The sequence below is a fragment of the Aquisalinus luteolus genome (assembly GCF_009712425.2).
GTDB classification, from domain to species: Bacteria; Pseudomonadota; Alphaproteobacteria; order Caulobacterales; family Parvularculaceae; genus Aquisalinus; species Aquisalinus luteolus.
The window spans coordinates 1,333,842-1,349,265 of record NZ_VCJR02000001.1; the positions used below are offsets into that span (position 1 = coordinate 1,333,842).

Here is a 15,424-nt window from a genome sequence, read left to right on the forward strand (position 1 = left end):
GTCACTGAACATGCAGCGACTTTCGGAGAGATGACAAGCTGCGCGGCCTCCTCTAGAAAACCTGATGAAAGGTGAGGTGGCATGACGGCGGCATTTGAAAAATCGGTACTGGATGAGATCGAGAAAACCCTTGGCGCCCTGCTGCCCGGTGAGGGGCTGGATCAGCCAAAAGGCCTGCGCCGTGTCGCCCGCGCCATGCGGTACAGCGCCCTTGCCGGCGGCAAGCGATTGCGCCCTTGCCTGACGGTATACAGCGCAGACCTGTTCGGCGTGCCGCGTGAGCGGTCCCTGCGGGCTGGCGCGGCGGTCGAGTTCATCCACTGCTACAGTCTCATTCACGACGACCTGCCGGCGATGGATGACAGCGATCTGCGCCGGGGCCGGCCATCATCTCACAGGCAGTTCGATGAGGCGACGGCAATCCTTGCCGGTGATGCCTTGCTGACCGATGCATTTGAGGTGCTGGCTGATGAAGCCACCCACCCTGATGCCGTCATCCGCACGAAGATGATCATGGCGCTGGCCCATGCTGCTGGGCAGAAGGGTATGGTCGGCGGGCAGATGATGGATATTCTCGCAGACAAGGGCGAGGGAGGCTCGCTCGATATCGCGCTCTTACAAAGCCTGAAGACCGGCGCGATGATCAGGGTGTCGTGCGAGCTTGGCGGATATCTCGGCGGCGCGGATGAAGACCAGATGACGGCGCTGCGAGACTATGCCTCCCGCCTGGGGCTGGCCTTCCAGATTACCGATGACCTTCTCGACCTTACGTCATCTGAGGAACAGGCTGGCAAGCCGGTTGGCCAAGACCATGGCAAGCTGACTTTCGTCGATCTGCTCGGCGAGAAGCCGGCACGCGCCAAGGCCGAAACCCTCATCGAGGAGGCGATCGAGTCTCTTTCTGTCTTCAAGTCAGACAGCAGTTCGCTACAGGCGATTGCCCGCTTCATCCTGTCTCGCAGTCATTGATGAACGAACGCAACCGCTAGCTTTTAGGCAGCGGCACAACAGCCTTCTTTGTCACTTCGCGCAGCGTGAAGCTCGATTCCACAGAGGCAACATTCGACATGCGCAAGAGTGTTTCCGACAGGAAGGTCTCATAGGCCGTCAGTGTCGGTATGATGACGCGCAGGAAATAGTCGAACTTGCCGGTCACGAGATAACATTCCATCACTTCCGGACGCTGGCTGATCTCTGCCTCGAAGGAGCGGAGAGATGTCTCGTCTTCCTTTTCTAGCTTGATCAGGATGACGACGGTGACACCGACGCCGAGCGCTTCGCGGTTGATCTCGGTGCGGTACCCCTTGATGATTCCTTCTGTTTCCAGACGGCGCAGGCGCCTCAGGCAGGGGGTGGGGGACAGACCGACTTTTTCGGCCAGATCGGCATTGGTGATCCGGGCATTTTCCTGAAGATAATGAAGAATTTTGCGGTCAATCTGGTCGAGCTTCATGAGTTTCCTCTGTTTTCGACACCATTATGGTAGTATCTGCTAAAAATCAACACATTTATCCAATTTTACAGACGAAAAGAGCGATTATCTGTTTGGATAATACGCAATTGATGACCGATTCGAATTACACGTTGGAGTATAGTGCTTGCTATGACGTCTTCTGACCGGTTAGTCTTTAACAAGAGATAAGCGGACGAAAACAAGTCCGACTGGTCGAGCGAGGACGCACAGTGACCGATGACAAGACGCCCCAGGGCAATGGGGTCGGACAACAGAATCTTGATGGCGGGGACGGCGCTGCAGCGCCGAAAAAGCGACGCCGCCGTCGGCCAAAAGCGCATCACCTGAAAAAATTGCGGACAGAAAAGGGCCAGTCTGCGCCAGCCCTGAAGCCGGGTGAGATCAAGCCTGAAAAACGGATCGAAAAGGACTGGCTGCCGTCGCCGCCATTTTCCAAGCGCTATGCCGCAATTGATCTTGGTACCAATAATTGCCGTCTGCTGGTCGCCGTACCGCAAAAGGAAGGGTTTCGGGTCGTCGATGCCTTCTCGCGTATCGTGCGGCTGGGCGAGGGCGTCAGCCAGACGGGCATGCTCTCCGACGCTGCGATGGAGCGGACCATCGAGGCTCTGAAGATCTGTCGCGACAAGATCGAGAACAGGCGTGTCACTGCCGTCAGGTGCATCGCGACACAGGCCTGCCGTGGCGCCGGAAATGGCGAGGCTTTCCTCAAGCGCATCAAGGAAGAGACCGGCCTCGACTTCGAGCTGATCACCACAGAACAGGAAGCAGCACTTGCCGTGCGCGGCTGCATGGACCTGACCGACCCCAGGGCCGATGCGGCGCTGGTGTTCGATATCGGTGGCGGATCGACCGAGATTTCCTGGGTGGTCAAGAAGAGCGGCGATGACATCACCAATGCCGTCTTCAGGCTGGAGGCATGGACGTCGATTCCCATCGGCGTCGTCACGGCATCGGAGCGTTTCGGCGGCGCGCACCTCACGCGGGAAGAATACGAGAAGATCGTGGATACGATCGCGCTGGAGGTCTCCCGCTTCACCGGGGCCGATCACCTCAAACCCCTGTTCGAGGAGGGACGCGGCCACCTGCTTGGCACCTCGGGCACGGTAACAAGCCTTGCCGGAGTGCATCTGGGCCTGAAGAAATATATGCGCAAGGAGGTCGATGGCATCTGGCTTGCCAGCGAAAGGGCGCTGTCGATCTCTGAAAAGCTGCGGTCCATGGGGTTCGAGGCCCGGCAGAAAGAGCCTTGTATCGGGCAGGAGCGGGCGGACCTCGTCGTGCCGGGATGTGCAATCCTGGAAGGCATCCTGAAGGCATGGCCGGCAACGCGTATACGCGTGGCTGACCGAGGCCTGCGCGAGGGCATTCTCGCTGAGCTTATTGCCGGGGACCGCCGCCGCAAGCGGCGGCGCCGCAGCCGCGGCAAGGCTGGCCGCAAAGGCAGCAGTGTTCAGACTTCCAAAAGCTCATAGGCACTGACTGAAAATCACCCCTTCACGCGCCCCGACTCCTTCGCTATACGACGATATGGGACGCTATTCTGACAATAAGGGACCCGGCAGGCAAAATGGCCCGTCGGCCCATTCGCGCAACAAAGAGACGCGCAACAAGTCCGGCTCGGGCAAGAGCCAAGGCAAGGATGCGGCTGGCGAGGATACGCGCCGCAAATCCGGCGCCGGCATGAAGCAGGACCTGTCAAAAACCGCGCTCGGCCATGAGCCTGAGAAACGCGCCCTGAAGAAGAAACCCAAATCCAGTGCAGAGCAAAGCTCGCAGCGTGAGCTGGCCAAGAAGGTCAAGACCGCGCGCGGTCGCAAACTGTCTTCCACGCTGTGGCTGCAGCGACAGTTGAACGATCCTTATGTGATGCGTGCCAAGGCGGAGGGCTATCGCTCCCGCGCCGCCTACAAGCTGCTCGAGCTGGACGAGAAATATCATCTGCTGAAAAAGGGCATGCGGGTCGTCGACCTCGGTGCCGCGCCAGGCGGCTGGTGCCAGGTTGCGGCAAAGGCTGTCGGCAGCGACAGGGAACAGCCCACCGGCAAGGTCGTCGGCATAGACTATCTGGGCATGCCGCCGGTCGATGGCGCGGAGGTGCTGGAGCTGGACTTTCTCGACGAAACCGCCCCGGACCAGCTGAAGCAACTGCTGGGCGGTGAGGCGGATATCGTTCTGTCAGACATGGCCGCGCCGACGACAGGTCATCAGTCAACGGATCACCTGCGCATCGTGGCGCTCGCAGAAGCGGCACTCGATTTTGCCGAGGATGTGCTGGCCCCCGGCGGGCATTATGTCGCCAAGACCTTTCAAGGGGGCGCCGCCGGTGACCTGCTGGAGCGGCTGAAGGCGTCGTTTGCCAAGGTAGTCCATGCCAAGCCAAAAGCCAGCCGCCAGGACTCGGCTGAGATGTATGTCGTCGCGATGGGGTATCGGGGAGGGAAGTCAGATGACTAAGCAAAATCAATCTTGTGCTGAAGCTAAAAGTGTTAAAGAGCAAATAGATTCGTCCTTTGTTTCTTTTGGACGATTAAAGGCGGGGGTCCACTCAATGGTGGAAACGCTTTTGCAAACAAACTCAATCAATTATTTGAGTGTGCACTCTAGATTAAAAACTAAAGATGCAATATTGGAAAAGATTTCCCGGAAGGAGTATCCCAATGGATTTGCCGGGGTGAGTGACGTTGTCGGAATTCGAGTAATTGTGTTCTTTAATCGTCAGGTTAATGAGGCAATTAAGCTTTTGCGAAACGCATTTGAAGTAGTTGAAGATGAAACGTCAGATCGAGGAAGGGATCTGGGAAAGGATAAGATAGGGTATCGGTCGTTTCATTTAGTCTGCAGACTTGGTTCATCTCGAGGTGGATTGCCTGAATACTCTGGATTGGATCAGTTAAAGTTTGAGATTCAGGTGCGCACCGTTTTACAACATGCTTGGGCGGAGTTGGCTCATGACACATCATATAAATTTTCTGCGGAACTTCCATCGGAAATCGAAAGAAAACTGAATTTGTATTCTGGGTTACTAGAGGTGGCAGATAACGGTCTTGAAGAGATTGCCGTCCAAATTTCTCAATATGAAGAAGAGATTAATAACGCAAAAACACAAGACTTCAGTGTACAGAATATAGATTCGATTACGTTTAGCCGCGCTTTGCGTGAGGCAAAAATGACGTATGGGTTTGAATTGAGTAGCACTTCGGATGATCAGAAAATAATTACGGAATTGAATCGGTTCGGCGTGGAAGACGTTGGTGAGCTAGAAGCTTTGATAAGTGATGTAATGGAGCAAGTTGAAAAAAAGGGCCACGACTTTCCGTACTCATCTGATGTGGCATTTGTTCGAACTTTGATGTTGGTCAAAGATTGCGACAGATATTTCAGTGAAAGCTGGAAAAAGGCCTGGTCGTCAATTGATCGAACCCAAGCTGAGTTCCTTTTCGAAATGTGCGATGCCGCTCGCATCAAGGGGCTTTTTAACGAACATGGTATCTCAATTTATGACGTTGACCCACGTGTTAAGAAAGCTTCCAAATCTACAAAAGCTAAGAGTGACTGATGAAAGAAGAAGCCATGCAGATACGTGAAGCACTGACATTCGATGATGTGTTGCTGGAGCCGGGCCCGTCGGAGGTGATGCCCTCCCAGGTCGATGTGAAGGCAAAGCTGACCAAGGACATCACGCTGAACATTCCGATCATCGCGTCGGCAATGGATACGGTCACGGAGGCGGAAATGGCGATCGCCATGGCCCAGAATGGCGGCCTCGGTGTGTTGCACCGAAACCTGACTGTCGAGGAACAGGCCGAGCATGTGCGCAAGGTCAAACGCTATGAAAGCGGCATGGTGGTCAACCCGCTGACGCTGACGCCGAACGACACGCTGGGCCATGCCCGCGCCATCATGGAAATGCGCAAGGTATCGGGCTTTCCGGTCGTCGAAAATCCGGACGCGCAGGGTATCGGCAAGCTCGTCGGTGTGCTGACCAACCGCGACATGCGCTTTGCGACGGATATGGGCATGCCGGTCAAGGAACTGATGACCCATGAGGATCTCGTCACGGTTACGCCGGGCGTCTCGATCGAGGAGGTCAAGGCGCTGTGCCACAAGCACCGCATCGAGCGCGTGATCGTCGTCGATGACAATTATCGCTGTATCGGCTTGATCACGGTGAAGGATATCGACAAGTCGGTGCAATATCCGCTGGCTTGCAAGGATACCGAAGGCCGCCTGCGCGTCGCTGCTGCGTCCACCGTCGGCGACCAGGGGTTCGAGCGGGCCGAGGCGCTGCTCGATGCCGGCTGCGATGTCATCGTCATCGACACGGCCCATGGTCATTCTGCCAAGGTGGTCGAGCAGGTCGCGCGGATCAAGAAATTGTCCAACTATACGCAGGTCATCGCTGGCAACGTCGCGACTTACGAAGCGACCAAGGCGCTGGCCGGAGCCGGGGCCGATGCGATCAAGGTCGGCATCGGACCGGGCTCAATCTGTACGACGCGCGTCGTTGCCGGCGTCGGTGTGCCGCAGCTGACCGCGATCATGGATTGCGCGCGCGCCGGGCGGGAAGACGGTGTGCCAGTCATTGCCGATGGCGGCGTGAAATATTCCGGTGACATGGCAAAGGCGCTCGCCGCCGGGGCCGACTGCGTGATGATCGGCTCGCTTCTGGCGGGTACGGATGAAGCACCGGGCGAAGTCTTCCTCTATCAGGGGCGGTCCTACAAATCCTATCGCGGCATGGGCTCGATCACGGCGATGTCGCGCGGCTCTGCCGACCGCTATTTCCAGGCGGACGTGAAAGAGCAGATGAAGCTTGTGCCGGAAGGGATCGAGGGCCGCGTGCCTTACAAGGGGCCGATCGCGCCGATCCTGCATCAGCTGGTGGGCGGCGTCCGCGCCTCCATGGGTTATGTCGGGGCGTCGACCATTGCTGATATGCAGGAACGCGCGAAATTCGTGAAGATCACTAATGCCGGGCTGCGTGAAAGCCATGTGCATGATGTGTCGATCACGCGCGAGGCGCCGAACTACCCGACTCCAAGCTAGATACTGCTCTTTGGAGATTTCTCTTTCCCTTTAATGCCCGGCGGCATAGTCTGTTGCCGGGCGGATTAACAGGAGAGAGACAATGAACGATATTCTCGTTTCGACTGGGAATGCGCTTGTTGAGCATTGCCGCAACACCACCGAAGACCAAGCCCTCAAGACCCTTTATCACCCGGATGTCGTTTCGGTTGAACCGATGACGCCGCCGGGCAAGGAAAGTGCTGAAGTCCATGGTCTCGAAGCGCTCCACAAGAAACATTACGAGTGGAACGAAAACTTCGAAACACACTCATCCGGTTTGACCGGGCCGTATTTTCACGGTGACGACCGCTTCGGGATCATTTTCGAGATCGATGCGACGCATAAGGCTTCGGGCCAGCATTTCAAGGCAACGGAATTCGCTCTGTATACGATTGATGCCGACGGCAAGATCATCCGCGAGGAATTTTTCTTTAATCCGGCAATGATGTAGGCCGGAGATGACCCCGGCCGAGCTGAAAGACTTCTGCCTGTCCCTGCCGGCGACTAGCCATGTCGTCCAGTGGGGCGGGTCGGATGTCTACAAGGTCGGCGGCAAGGTGTTTGCCGTTGCCGGGTGGAGCAAGGAGGAGCATCTCGCCGTGTCCTTCAAGGTCACGGCCCTTGCCTTCGAAATCCTGCAGGACCAGCCGGGCTGCCGCCCGGCGCCTTATCTCGCGTCCCGTGGCATGACATGGATACAGCACTATGCGCCGCCGGGCCTGAATGATGAGGCATTGAAGGATTATTTGCAGCAGTCGCATCGTCTGGTTGCAGATGGCCTGACGAAAAAGAAACAGAGAGAGCTCGGTTTGCTCCGGGCAGAGGAGAGAGACACATGACAATACTGGGTATCAGGTTCTGCACCGTTGCACCCTCCGGTGAGGTGAAAGAACTCGCTGACATGTTCGAAAACGGGTTCGGCTTTGCCAAGACAGATTTCGGCATGGATACGGACGGTTTCGCCGGTGCCGTGTTCCCGGCGGGTGAGCACAGCTGGATAGAGATGTGGGCCGAGGGCGAGGGTATGCCCGCAGGCATCATGCTGCACATCGTCGTGGATGACGCCGATGCCTATGCATCAAAGGCGAAAGAGAAAGGCGCTGAAATACAGGGCCCGATGGATGCGCATGGCGAGCGTATTTACTTCTGCAAGGCACCGACAGGCCTTCAGATCGCCGTTCTATCGCGCGTTACAGAGTAACGCGCCTCTTGCTGGACCGGCGAACTGTTCATAGATATGATGAATATAGAGGGCAGGAGCAAAACCATGGATTTTCATTTCTTCGACTATTGGCACGCGCCGATGGGCGTTTTCACCTTCGTCATCCTGATCGTTCTGATCAATGGTATTTTTCACTGGCTGCGGGTCCGCTCCCAGCAGGAGACTTTGCGCGAAGCGATCAAGTCCGGCGTACAGATCGACCCTGCAGCGCTGAAAGCGGTATCGAGCTCTTCCAGCAGCAATGACAGCCCCGGCGGGCGGATTTTCGTTGGCCTGATCCTGATTGCAGTGGCTTGCGCGCTGGCCTTCTTCGGCTTTCAGATCGGAAGGGTCGAGGGCGATACGGAAGTCTTCACGATCTTCCAGGGCATTGCAGCGTTTCCGGGCCTGATCGGCGTCGTTTTCCTGATCTCCGCGCCGTTCGCCAAACGCTCCAGCAAAGAGCAAGACTAGAAATTACCGCGAAAGTGGTCCACATCAGCCAATCCGGCAGTCTCTTGCCGGATAGACTATGAAGTGGACCCTTTCATGCGCGACGCCGGACGCATTGATGCCGCCATCGAAATCCTGACGGAATTCGAGAACAGGCACCTGCCGATCAAGGATATCATCTCCAACTGGGGGCGGATGAACCGCTATGCCGGGTCCGGCGACCGGGCATGGATATCCGGGCTGGTGCTGGACGCGATCCGCTCTAAGCAGTCAATTGGCTGGCGCATGGAAGATGACAGCCCGCGTGCCGTCATTCTTGGTGCTTTGCGGTTTCTGTGGGACTGGTCCGGACAACGCATTGCTGATGCAGCAGCAGAGGAGCCGCATGGCGCTGGCGCGTTGAGTGAGGTGGAATCTACGCGGCTGTCTGAACCCAGAGAGATCAGCGACGCACCTGCACATGTTCAGGCCGATATGCCGGAATGGATATATCCATTGCTTGCTGCCGTCAGCGATGATCCGGTTGAGGAGGGGCAGGCCTTCACTGGCCGCGCGCCGGTCGATATCCGGGTCAACCTGCTGAAAAGCGATGTCGCCAAGGCCGAAAAGGCTCTGGCTGCCGCCAATGCTGAACGCTCAGCCCTCGTCGCCAATGCCTTGCGCGTGCCGGCCCCTGACGCCGATGCCAAGGCACCGGCACTGGGGCCGATGCCGGCTTTCGGCAAGGGCTTTGTCGAGGTGCAGGATGCCGGCTCCCAGCTTGCCGCGCTGGCCGCAGGCAAGGTCGAGGGACTTCAGGTGATGGACCTGTGTGCAGGGGCAGGGGGCAAGACGCTGGCTCTTGCCGCGATGATGGCGAACAAGGGACAGGTCTATGCCTGGGATGCCGATGGCCGCCGCCTGAAACCGATCTTCGACCGTCTGCGCCGGGCCGGTGCCCGCAACGTACAGGTTCGCAGCCCACTCGATGGCGGCAGCTTGGAAGATCTCGCCGCGCGCATGGATGTCGTCTTTGTCGATGCGCCCTGTTCTGGCTCCGGCACCTGGCGGCGCAAGCCCGACACGAAATGGCGCCTGTCGCCCCAGCAGCTGGAATCGCGCACGGCGGAACAGGATGCGGCACTGCTGGAAGGCTCGACCTATGTGAAGCCCGGCGGGCGGCTCATCTATGTGACCTGCTCGATCTTCAGGGAAGAGAACGAGGATCGCCTGAAAACGTTTCTCGCCACCCATGAACGGTTCAGCGTCGTCGATCCCATCGAGGCGATGGCGTCAACGGGCCTGCTTGCCGAGGGCGCGCGAGAGCGGCTGGAGGCATGCCGCAACGAGTACGGCATCCGGCTTACCCCGGCGCGCACGGGCACTGACGGGTTCTTTATCTCCGTACTCCAGAAATCGTAAGGACTACTCCGTCACGAGAATGACGTTGCCGATCTTCTCGCCACTTTCGACATAGCGGTGCCCTTCGGCGGCCTCTTCCAACGTATAGGTGCGGTCGACCACCGGCTGGAGTGTGCCAGCCTCGGCCAGCTCCTTGAGCCAGTCGAGGTTTTCGAGGCTGTAGGCGGCGAGCGCCGGTATCACCGTCTTACCATCCTTCTTTAACCTGCGCTTGCCGCGCAGGGTCTGGATCGCTGAGGGGTTGCCGAGCAGGTAGTATCCGCCATCCTTCAGTGAGGAGATGGCCTTGGGGCTGCGATGAACGAGATCGATGATCACGTCATATTGCTGCCTGTTCTTCGTGAAGTCCTCTGCCCTGTAATCGATAACGTGATCGGCGCCGAGAGCTTCCAGCGTCGGCAGCTTGTCGCCTGCATCGACGGCAGTCACGGTCGCACCCATGTTCTTTGCCAGCTGCACGACGATGGTGCCGATGGTACCTGCAGCGCCATGGATCAGGATAGTTTCGCTTTCCTCCAGCGCCGTCTCACGCAGGAAATGGCTGGCATTATAGCCACCAACGGGCAGGGACACGGCTTCAGCGGCCGAGAGGTTGGCCGGGCGGGGGCCGATGCAGTAATTCTCCGGCAGGCAGACATAATCTGCATGGCCACCGAAGCGCATGCCGGTCAGCCCATAGACGGCGTCGCCGGGCTTCAACCGGGTTACCTTGCTGCCCACCTTCTCGATGATACCGGCAACGTCCTGACCCAGCACCAGCCTGCGTGGCCGCAATACACCGAACATCAGCCTCAGGGGCAGCCAGAACAGTAAGGCGACGTCAAACCGGCGCAACTCGCAATCGCCAGCGGTCAGGTTGGATGCCTCGACCCGGATCAGGATCTCGTTTTCCTTCGGCTCCGGTACTGCGACATCTTCGATATGCAGCACATCGGGTGAGCCATAGGCCCGGCATCTGACAATTCTCATGCGGCTAAATCCCCCTTTTTCCATTTTTATAGGCAAATTCAGGGGATATGCAAAACTGGCCGGAAACCAAGCCTGCGCCTCATAAAATACTGGCACGGCGGCAGCGAAGCGGTTACACCGCAGGAATGCTGGACCCTGAAGTGACAAAACACCATGAGCGGCTGCTGATCGTCGATTTCGGCAGCCAGGTTACGCAACTCATCGCCCGCCGCCTGCGCGAGCTGAATGTCTATTGCGAGATCCACCCCTATCAGAATGTCACAGACGCTTTCCTCGCGGATTTCGCGCCGAAAGCAGTGATCTTCTCCGGCGGTCCGGCCTCGGTTTTCGTCGACGGCTCGCCCAAGCCGCCTGAAAGCGTTTTCGATCTTGGCGTGCCTATCCTCGGTATCTGTTATGGCCAGCAGGTGATGATGCATATGCTCGGCGGCAAGGTGGAGCGCGGCCACGGTACAGCCGAATTCGGCCGCGCCTATGTCACGCCGAGCGGCGAGCGCATCGACCTGCTGAATGGCTGGTTCCTGGAAGGCCGTGAACAGGTCTGGATGAGCCATGGCGACCATGTATCCAAGCTTGCGCCGGGTTTTGAGGTATACGGAACATCGCCCAATGCGCCGCTGGCGGTGACAGCCGACCTGTCGCGCAATTTCTTCGCCGTCCAGTTCCATCCGGAGGTACACCACACCCCGAACGGCAAGACGCTCTATGAGAATTTCATCAAGATCGCCGGCTTCAGCGGCGACTGGACGATGGCCGCCTACAAGGACCAGGCGATCGAGGCGATCCGCAAGCAGGTCGGCGATCAGAAGGTCATCTGCGGCCTCTCGGGCGGGGTCGATTCCTCCGTCGCTGCCGTCCTGATCCACGAAGCCATTGGCGACCAGCTGACCTGCGTCTTCGTCGATCACGGCCTGCTGCGTCTGAACGAGGCGCAGGAAGTCGTCACCATGTTCCGGGATAATTACAACATCCCGCTGATACACGCCGACGAAAGCGACCTGTTTCTCGGTGCGCTGGAAGGGGTTTCCGACCCTGAAGTCAAGCGCAAGACCATCGGCAAGCTGTTCATTGATGTTTTCGACAAACATGCAAAGTCAGTGGGCGGAGCGACCTTTCTGGCACAGGGAACGCTCTATCCGGATGTCATCGAAAGTGTGTCGTTCTCCGGCGGCCCGTCGGTGACGATCAAGTCGCACCACAATGTCGGCGGGTTGCCCGAGAAAATGGGCATGAAGCTGGTCGAGCCCTTGCGCGAACTGTTCAAGGACGAGGTGAGAGCGCTGGGTCATGAGCTTGGCCTGCCCGCCAGCTTCATCGGCCGCCATCCGTTCCCCGGGCCGGGCCTTGCCATCCGCTGTCCGGGCGAAATCACCCGTGATAAGCTCGAAATCCTGCGCAAGGCCGATGCGGTGTTTATAGACCAGATTCGCAAGCATGGCCTCTATGACGAGATCTGGCAGGCCTTCGCTGCGATCCTGCCGGTGCGCACGGTCGGCGTCATGGGCGATGGCCGGACCTATGATTTTGCATTGGCGCTGCGGGCCGTAACGTCAGTCGATGGCATGACGGCGGATTATTATCCGTTCACCCACGATTTTCTCGGCGAGACGGCGACCCGCATCATCAATGAAGTGCAGGGCGTCAACCGCGTCGTATATGACGTGACCTCGAAACCGCCCGGCACGATCGAGTGGGAATGAGATAATTCCTTCAGAGAGTAGCTACCGCTGTTGCGATAGCCGTTCTTAGTTTTGTGTTGCCGTGTTGGCCGAAGGCGGCGGCGCAATGCCGAGCACGGGATCGATCCAGTTATACAGGAACCGCGGTATCGTGACAGGTGACCCGGCAACGCCATCTTCGATGGCGTCATGGAACAGGGTGCGCAACGCCGCATTGTCGTCGCCTTCGAATTCGTTGATGACATTCATACCGTCCATCACCAGTCCCCGGAAGGGTTTGTAGGCATTCTCGACGGTAGAGGCGGCGGCGAGCTTTGCCACTTCGGCGGAAATCACCGGTTTTACCGTTTCTGCCATGGCTGGCGACTGAAGGCTCGTTTCGAAGAGTTGCCGAAGCGTGCCGGGGCGGTCAGCGTCATTCCAGGCGAGGTCGACAGGCTCGAAATCGAGAAGTGCCTGCAATTCTTCGAAACGCACATTCTGCCTGAAGGTCCTATGGACGAAGATGTTCATGAGCCGACCTTCGTTGCGCACCGCGTCTTCCGTGCCTGTCCATCTGAGCCTGATGGGGTCGGTACTGGCGCCTGGCCGATCATAGCGATACATGATTTCCTGGATGAGGTCGTACTCCTCATCGGAGACCTGATTGTCGGCGATGATCCCGGCACTGACCACATCGAAGTCGGCCTTGGTCGATAATATGAGGCTGCCCCAGTCGGAGTCGTACAGTTTCAGAAGCTGATCCATCAGCGCTTCATCGACATAGGCCCTGGTGGGGGTCTGCGGCTCAGGCATACGGGCCGAACGGGATGTGGTTGTCGCCGGTTCGGCAGGCGTAGATGCGTTGCCAGAACCCGATGGTGCGCTTGTCGAGCTGCCGCAGGAAGTTTCGTACCCCATCTCGCAGGCGCGTTGACGATAGGCGCGCCCGGCACTGGCGTCGCGCTCGGGATTTGAGCCATGCGAAAGGACATCGGACAGTTTGGCACAAGCCTCAGCGATCTCGTGCTCCTCGCAGGCACGCTTATAGGCCGCCACGGCACCGGCCCAGTTTTCCGGATTGCGGTCTGCGCCGAACATGCCGATGGGCGTGCGTGCATTGCCGAGCAGGACGCATGCCTCTCCGTCGCCGAGGTCGCAGGCGCGGCCATAGGCCCAGAACTGTTCTTGCGTTGACAGATCGTCGCCGAAGAAAATGGCTACGTTCATTTCTGAAGCGTAAGCCTTGCAGGCCTCTACATGATCCAGTTCGCAAGCCTTTTTCAGGAGAAACTTCGCCTCATCCGTTCCGGCTTTTATTTGCGCCTCTGCATAAAGCGCATCTGCGTCTTCGGCCGCGGCATCTGGCATGCTGGCAAGGCCGAAACACATAGCGGCGAGAAGTGCCAGTGCTACGGCACGGGGAGGACAGGAACGATCAGTTTTCATGTTGATGCACCATATAAAAAGCGCAGGCGCGACCCCCCACGCTTCTGCATTTTGCCGCTCATCGTTCATTCCAGCCATCCTCCGTTCAGGGGATAGAGAGGGGCTGCACTCCTCAATATCTTCCTTCCATAGTCTTTTCGGCAACGCTTTATCGGTTGGATTTGGGATCATGTTGGCAGTCGATATTCAGATTATGGCAAAAGGCTTCGCGACCTTTTGCAAAGCGGTCATCGCGATAGCTGCAACAGCTATATCGGTGATGGCGTCGGCAATCGCAGCGCCGCCCGGGACAATAGAGCAATTAACGAAGGTTGCGCTTGAGCGGCAGGCCTATGACCAGCGGCCATTTTACCACAAGACTCCGTTGAGCTGGACAACATACACACAGCCCGTCACGTCACCTTTCCTCCACAAGCCGAATTATCTTCCCTGCATTCTCATCACGGTGAGAAACTTCGACTATCACGCGCAACCTCTTGTCTACTCAAGCAGCCTTGAGGAGAAGGTTTTCGCCTATGCGCCCAAGAGAACTCCGAGTACGGACAGCGATCAGTATGTGCTGGTCCAGCACAGCTCAGGCCTCAAGGAGCTTCTGGTCATGAACAAGAACAACTTCCATCTGGCGGGGGTGCTGACGCCAGAGCAGGACGCCGCGATCCGCGCCGCCATGACGATGCCGGGCAGGTTCACCTTCACCCATCGAGATCACAGCTCGACGTTTGAGGTAAATGCTGCCGGTGACCGGATGGACATCTTCTCTGCCTGCGAGACTCAGCTGGTTCCCGCATCGGAACCTGTCGTTACTCCGGAAAAGCCTAAATTCGATGAGGCGCAGTTGGAGCAGCTGGTGCAGGCGCGCCAGTGGGACGAGGCGGTACAGATGGTCGCCCTCTCGGGCGGGCCGGCACATGCGCGCTATGTGCTGTTGATGTTCATCCGGACAGCGACGTCCAGGGATGCCCGGTACGAGGCGGGCAGGATGGCGATCTACGAGAATATTGAATTGTTCCCCCTTGCAGCGACTGCAAGCGGACCTCTGGAGAGACAGGAACTGTCCCGGTACGAATCGCTTCTGCGCACACAGATCGATGGCCCGGTCTATTCGGGGACATCCTACCGCATGAATGCTGCCACTGTTGGCGACTGCCGCAGCCAAGGCGGCACAGTGAGGTCCGGGGGATGCTGGAGCAACTGAAATGATGCGACTGGCGGTCTGGAGAGTAGCGGCAGAGGTTTTTGTATCAGTGATTGAAAGAGTATGACCGAAAGCGCGGAAAGTCATTCGGCACAAGGCAGCCACTGGATGGGGCGGGCGATCAGCGTCATGGCCATATTCATTCTGGTCGGTCCATTAATCGGTGCCCTGACCATGAGCTTCGGACTTGGTGCAGTGGGGGCGTGGAGCTATGTGCTGGAAAAGAATTACATGGAGGCGGCAAGACTGTTGCTCGGCGGCTGGGCCGTGGTCGCGCTCTTTGCCGTTCCGATAGGATACATAGTCGGATTGCCATCCGCCGCCATGACAGGGATCGTCGTCGCGTTCCGAACCTTTCGCACCGGGCGTCCGTCTATCATCATGGCGCTGATCGCCGGGCTGGTACTGGGTGTCTTCAATGTGCTCGCAACGGGCGAGAATGTTCAGACCGGACAGGGCGTCGCGTTCTGGATGGGCGCACTGATCTGTGCGCATCTGCTGGCCGCGCTGGTCTGCGGCGCCATCGCGAAGGCCATGATCAGGCCGGTATAGCC

Annotated in this window: 16 protein-coding genes; 13 read left to right on the plus strand and 3 right to left on the minus strand. The window is 58.1% G+C overall.

Annotated elements, in window-relative coordinates; all coding sequences use genetic code 11:
• Window positions 1-81 precede the first annotated feature (81 nt).
• A complete protein-coding gene (locus tag FF098_RS06265; RefSeq protein WP_155138511.1) occupies window positions 82-969 on the plus strand; it encodes a polyprenyl synthetase family protein in 888 nt (295 codons plus the stop codon).
• A 16-nt stretch (window positions 970-985) separates the two neighbouring features.
• On the opposite strand, the gene FF098_RS06270 is transcribed toward FF098_RS06265, so the two are convergent.
• Window positions 986-1,453 carry an Lrp/AsnC family transcriptional regulator gene (locus tag FF098_RS06270; protein ID WP_155138513.1) on the minus strand — a complete coding sequence of 156 codons (468 nt, stop codon included), beginning with the start codon at window positions 1,451-1,453 and terminating at the stop codon, window positions 986-988.
• A gap of 230 nt (window positions 1,454-1,683) precedes the next feature.
• Between FF098_RS06270 and FF098_RS06275 the strand changes: the two genes are divergently transcribed.
• The 9 genes from FF098_RS06275 (at window position 1,684) to FF098_RS06315 (ending at window position 9,599) form a co-directional block, all read left to right on the plus strand.
• On the plus strand, window positions 1,684-2,949 hold the full coding sequence (locus FF098_RS06275) for a Ppx/GppA phosphatase family protein (protein WP_205967400.1): 1,266 nt from the start codon (window positions 1,684-1,686) through the stop codon (window positions 2,947-2,949).
• A gap of 208 nt (window positions 2,950-3,157) precedes the next feature.
• Window positions 3,158-3,931 carry an RlmE family RNA methyltransferase gene (locus FF098_RS06280; protein ID WP_155139446.1) on the plus strand — a complete coding sequence of 258 codons (774 nt, stop codon included), beginning with the start codon at window positions 3,158-3,160 and terminating at the stop codon, window positions 3,929-3,931.
• Window positions 3,924-5,033 (plus strand): GTP pyrophosphokinase, encoded by a 1,110-nt coding sequence (locus tag FF098_RS06285; protein WP_166426358.1) that lies wholly within the window; start codon window positions 3,924-3,926, stop codon window positions 5,031-5,033. The genes FF098_RS06280 and FF098_RS06285 overlap by 8 nt, the downstream gene beginning before the upstream one ends.
• 14 nt (window positions 5,034-5,047) lie before the next feature.
• Window positions 5,048-6,523, plus strand: coding sequence for an IMP dehydrogenase (guaB, locus tag FF098_RS06290; RefSeq protein WP_155139448.1), 1,476 nt, complete (start codon window positions 5,048-5,050; stop codon window positions 6,521-6,523).
• 82 nt (window positions 6,524-6,605) lie between these two features.
• Window positions 6,606-6,995: a SnoaL-like domain-containing protein gene (locus FF098_RS06295; RefSeq protein WP_155138516.1), complete on the plus strand. Its 390-nt coding sequence runs from the start codon at window positions 6,606-6,608 to the stop codon at window positions 6,993-6,995.
• A gap of 7 nt (window positions 6,996-7,002) precedes the next feature.
• Entirely contained in the window at window positions 7,003-7,383 is a 381-nt protein-coding gene (locus tag FF098_RS06300; protein ID WP_155138518.1) for an MmcQ/YjbR family DNA-binding protein, read from the plus strand.
• Complete coding sequence (locus FF098_RS06305; RefSeq protein ID WP_155138520.1) at window positions 7,380-7,745, plus strand: VOC family protein; 366 nt, start codon at window positions 7,380-7,382, stop codon at window positions 7,743-7,745. Before FF098_RS06300 ends, FF098_RS06305 begins: the two co-directional genes overlap by 4 nt.
• A 66-nt stretch (window positions 7,746-7,811) precedes the next feature.
• Window positions 7,812-8,219 carry a hypothetical protein gene (locus FF098_RS06310; protein ID WP_155138522.1) on the plus strand — a complete coding sequence of 136 codons (408 nt, stop codon included), beginning with the start codon at window positions 7,812-7,814 and terminating at the stop codon, window positions 8,217-8,219.
• A gap of 75 nt (window positions 8,220-8,294) precedes the next feature.
• Window positions 8,295-9,599, plus strand: coding sequence for an RsmB/NOP family class I SAM-dependent RNA methyltransferase (locus FF098_RS06315; protein WP_155138524.1), 1,305 nt, complete (start codon window positions 8,295-8,297; stop codon window positions 9,597-9,599).
• 3 nt (window positions 9,600-9,602) lie between these two features.
• Here FF098_RS06315 and FF098_RS06320 read toward each other — a convergent pair whose 3' ends face one another.
• A complete protein-coding gene (locus tag FF098_RS06320) occupies window positions 9,603-10,568 on the minus strand; it encodes an NAD(P)-dependent alcohol dehydrogenase (RefSeq protein ID WP_166426359.1) in 966 nt (321 codons plus the stop codon).
• 125 nt (window positions 10,569-10,693) lie between these two features.
• On the opposite strand from FF098_RS06320, the gene guaA reads away from it, so the two are divergent.
• A complete protein-coding gene (gene guaA, locus FF098_RS06325; protein ID WP_155138527.1) occupies window positions 10,694-12,268 on the plus strand; it encodes a glutamine-hydrolyzing GMP synthase in 1,575 nt (524 codons plus the stop codon).
• 45 nt (window positions 12,269-12,313) lie between these two features.
• On the opposite strand, the gene FF098_RS06330 is transcribed toward guaA, so the two are convergent.
• Window positions 12,314-13,675 (minus strand): SEL1-like repeat protein, encoded by a 1,362-nt coding sequence (locus tag FF098_RS06330; protein WP_155138530.1) that lies wholly within the window; start codon window positions 13,673-13,675, stop codon window positions 12,314-12,316.
• A 169-nt stretch (window positions 13,676-13,844) separates the two neighbouring features.
• Between FF098_RS06330 and FF098_RS06335 the strand changes: the two genes are divergently transcribed.
• Together FF098_RS06335 and FF098_RS06340 are read left to right on the plus strand one after the other, a co-directional pair.
• Window positions 13,845-14,870: a hypothetical protein gene (locus FF098_RS06335; RefSeq protein ID WP_155138532.1), complete on the plus strand. Its 1,026-nt coding sequence runs from the start codon at window positions 13,845-13,847 to the stop codon at window positions 14,868-14,870.
• A gap of 63 nt (window positions 14,871-14,933) precedes the next feature.
• Window positions 14,934-15,422 carry a hypothetical protein gene (locus tag FF098_RS06340; RefSeq protein ID WP_155138534.1) on the plus strand — a complete coding sequence of 163 codons (489 nt, stop codon included), beginning with the start codon at window positions 14,934-14,936 and terminating at the stop codon, window positions 15,420-15,422.
• Window positions 15,423-15,424: the final 2 nt, after the last annotated feature.

Coding starts and splice junctions, on each gene's coding strand:
- FF098_RS06265 (WP_155138511.1), top strand. CDS start 82: ATGACGGCGGCATTTGAAAAATCGGTACTGGATGAGATCGAGAAAACC.
- FF098_RS06270 (WP_155138513.1), bottom strand. CDS start 1,453: ATGAAGCTCGACCAGATTGACCGCAAAATTCTTCATTATCTTCAGGAA.
- FF098_RS06280 (WP_155139446.1), top strand. CDS start 3,158: ATGAAGCAGGACCTGTCAAAAACCGCGCTCGGCCATGAGCCTGAGAAA.
- FF098_RS06285 (WP_166426358.1), top strand. CDS start 3,924: ATGACTAAGCAAAATCAATCTTGTGCTGAAGCTAAAAGTGTTAAAGAG.
- guaB (WP_155139448.1), top strand. CDS start 5,048: ATGCAGATACGTGAAGCACTGACATTCGATGATGTGTTGCTGGAGCCG.
- FF098_RS06295 (WP_155138516.1), top strand. CDS start 6,606: ATGAACGATATTCTCGTTTCGACTGGGAATGCGCTTGTTGAGCATTGC.
- FF098_RS06300 (WP_155138518.1), top strand. CDS start 7,003: ATGACCCCGGCCGAGCTGAAAGACTTCTGCCTGTCCCTGCCGGCGACT.
- FF098_RS06305 (WP_155138520.1), top strand. CDS start 7,380: ATGACAATACTGGGTATCAGGTTCTGCACCGTTGCACCCTCCGGTGAG.
- FF098_RS06310 (WP_155138522.1), top strand. CDS start 7,812: ATGGATTTTCATTTCTTCGACTATTGGCACGCGCCGATGGGCGTTTTC.
- FF098_RS06315 (WP_155138524.1), top strand. CDS start 8,295: ATGCGCGACGCCGGACGCATTGATGCCGCCATCGAAATCCTGACGGAA.
- FF098_RS06320 (WP_166426359.1), bottom strand. CDS start 10,568: ATGAGAATTGTCAGATGCCGGGCCTATGGCTCACCCGATGTGCTGCAT.
- guaA (WP_155138527.1), top strand. CDS start 10,694: ATGCTGGACCCTGAAGTGACAAAACACCATGAGCGGCTGCTGATCGTC.
- FF098_RS06330 (WP_155138530.1), bottom strand. CDS start 13,675: ATGAAAACTGATCGTTCCTGTCCTCCCCGTGCCGTAGCACTGGCACTT.
- FF098_RS06335 (WP_155138532.1), top strand. CDS start 13,845: ATGTTGGCAGTCGATATTCAGATTATGGCAAAAGGCTTCGCGACCTTT.
- FF098_RS06340 (WP_155138534.1), top strand. CDS start 14,934: ATGACCGAAAGCGCGGAAAGTCATTCGGCACAAGGCAGCCACTGGATG.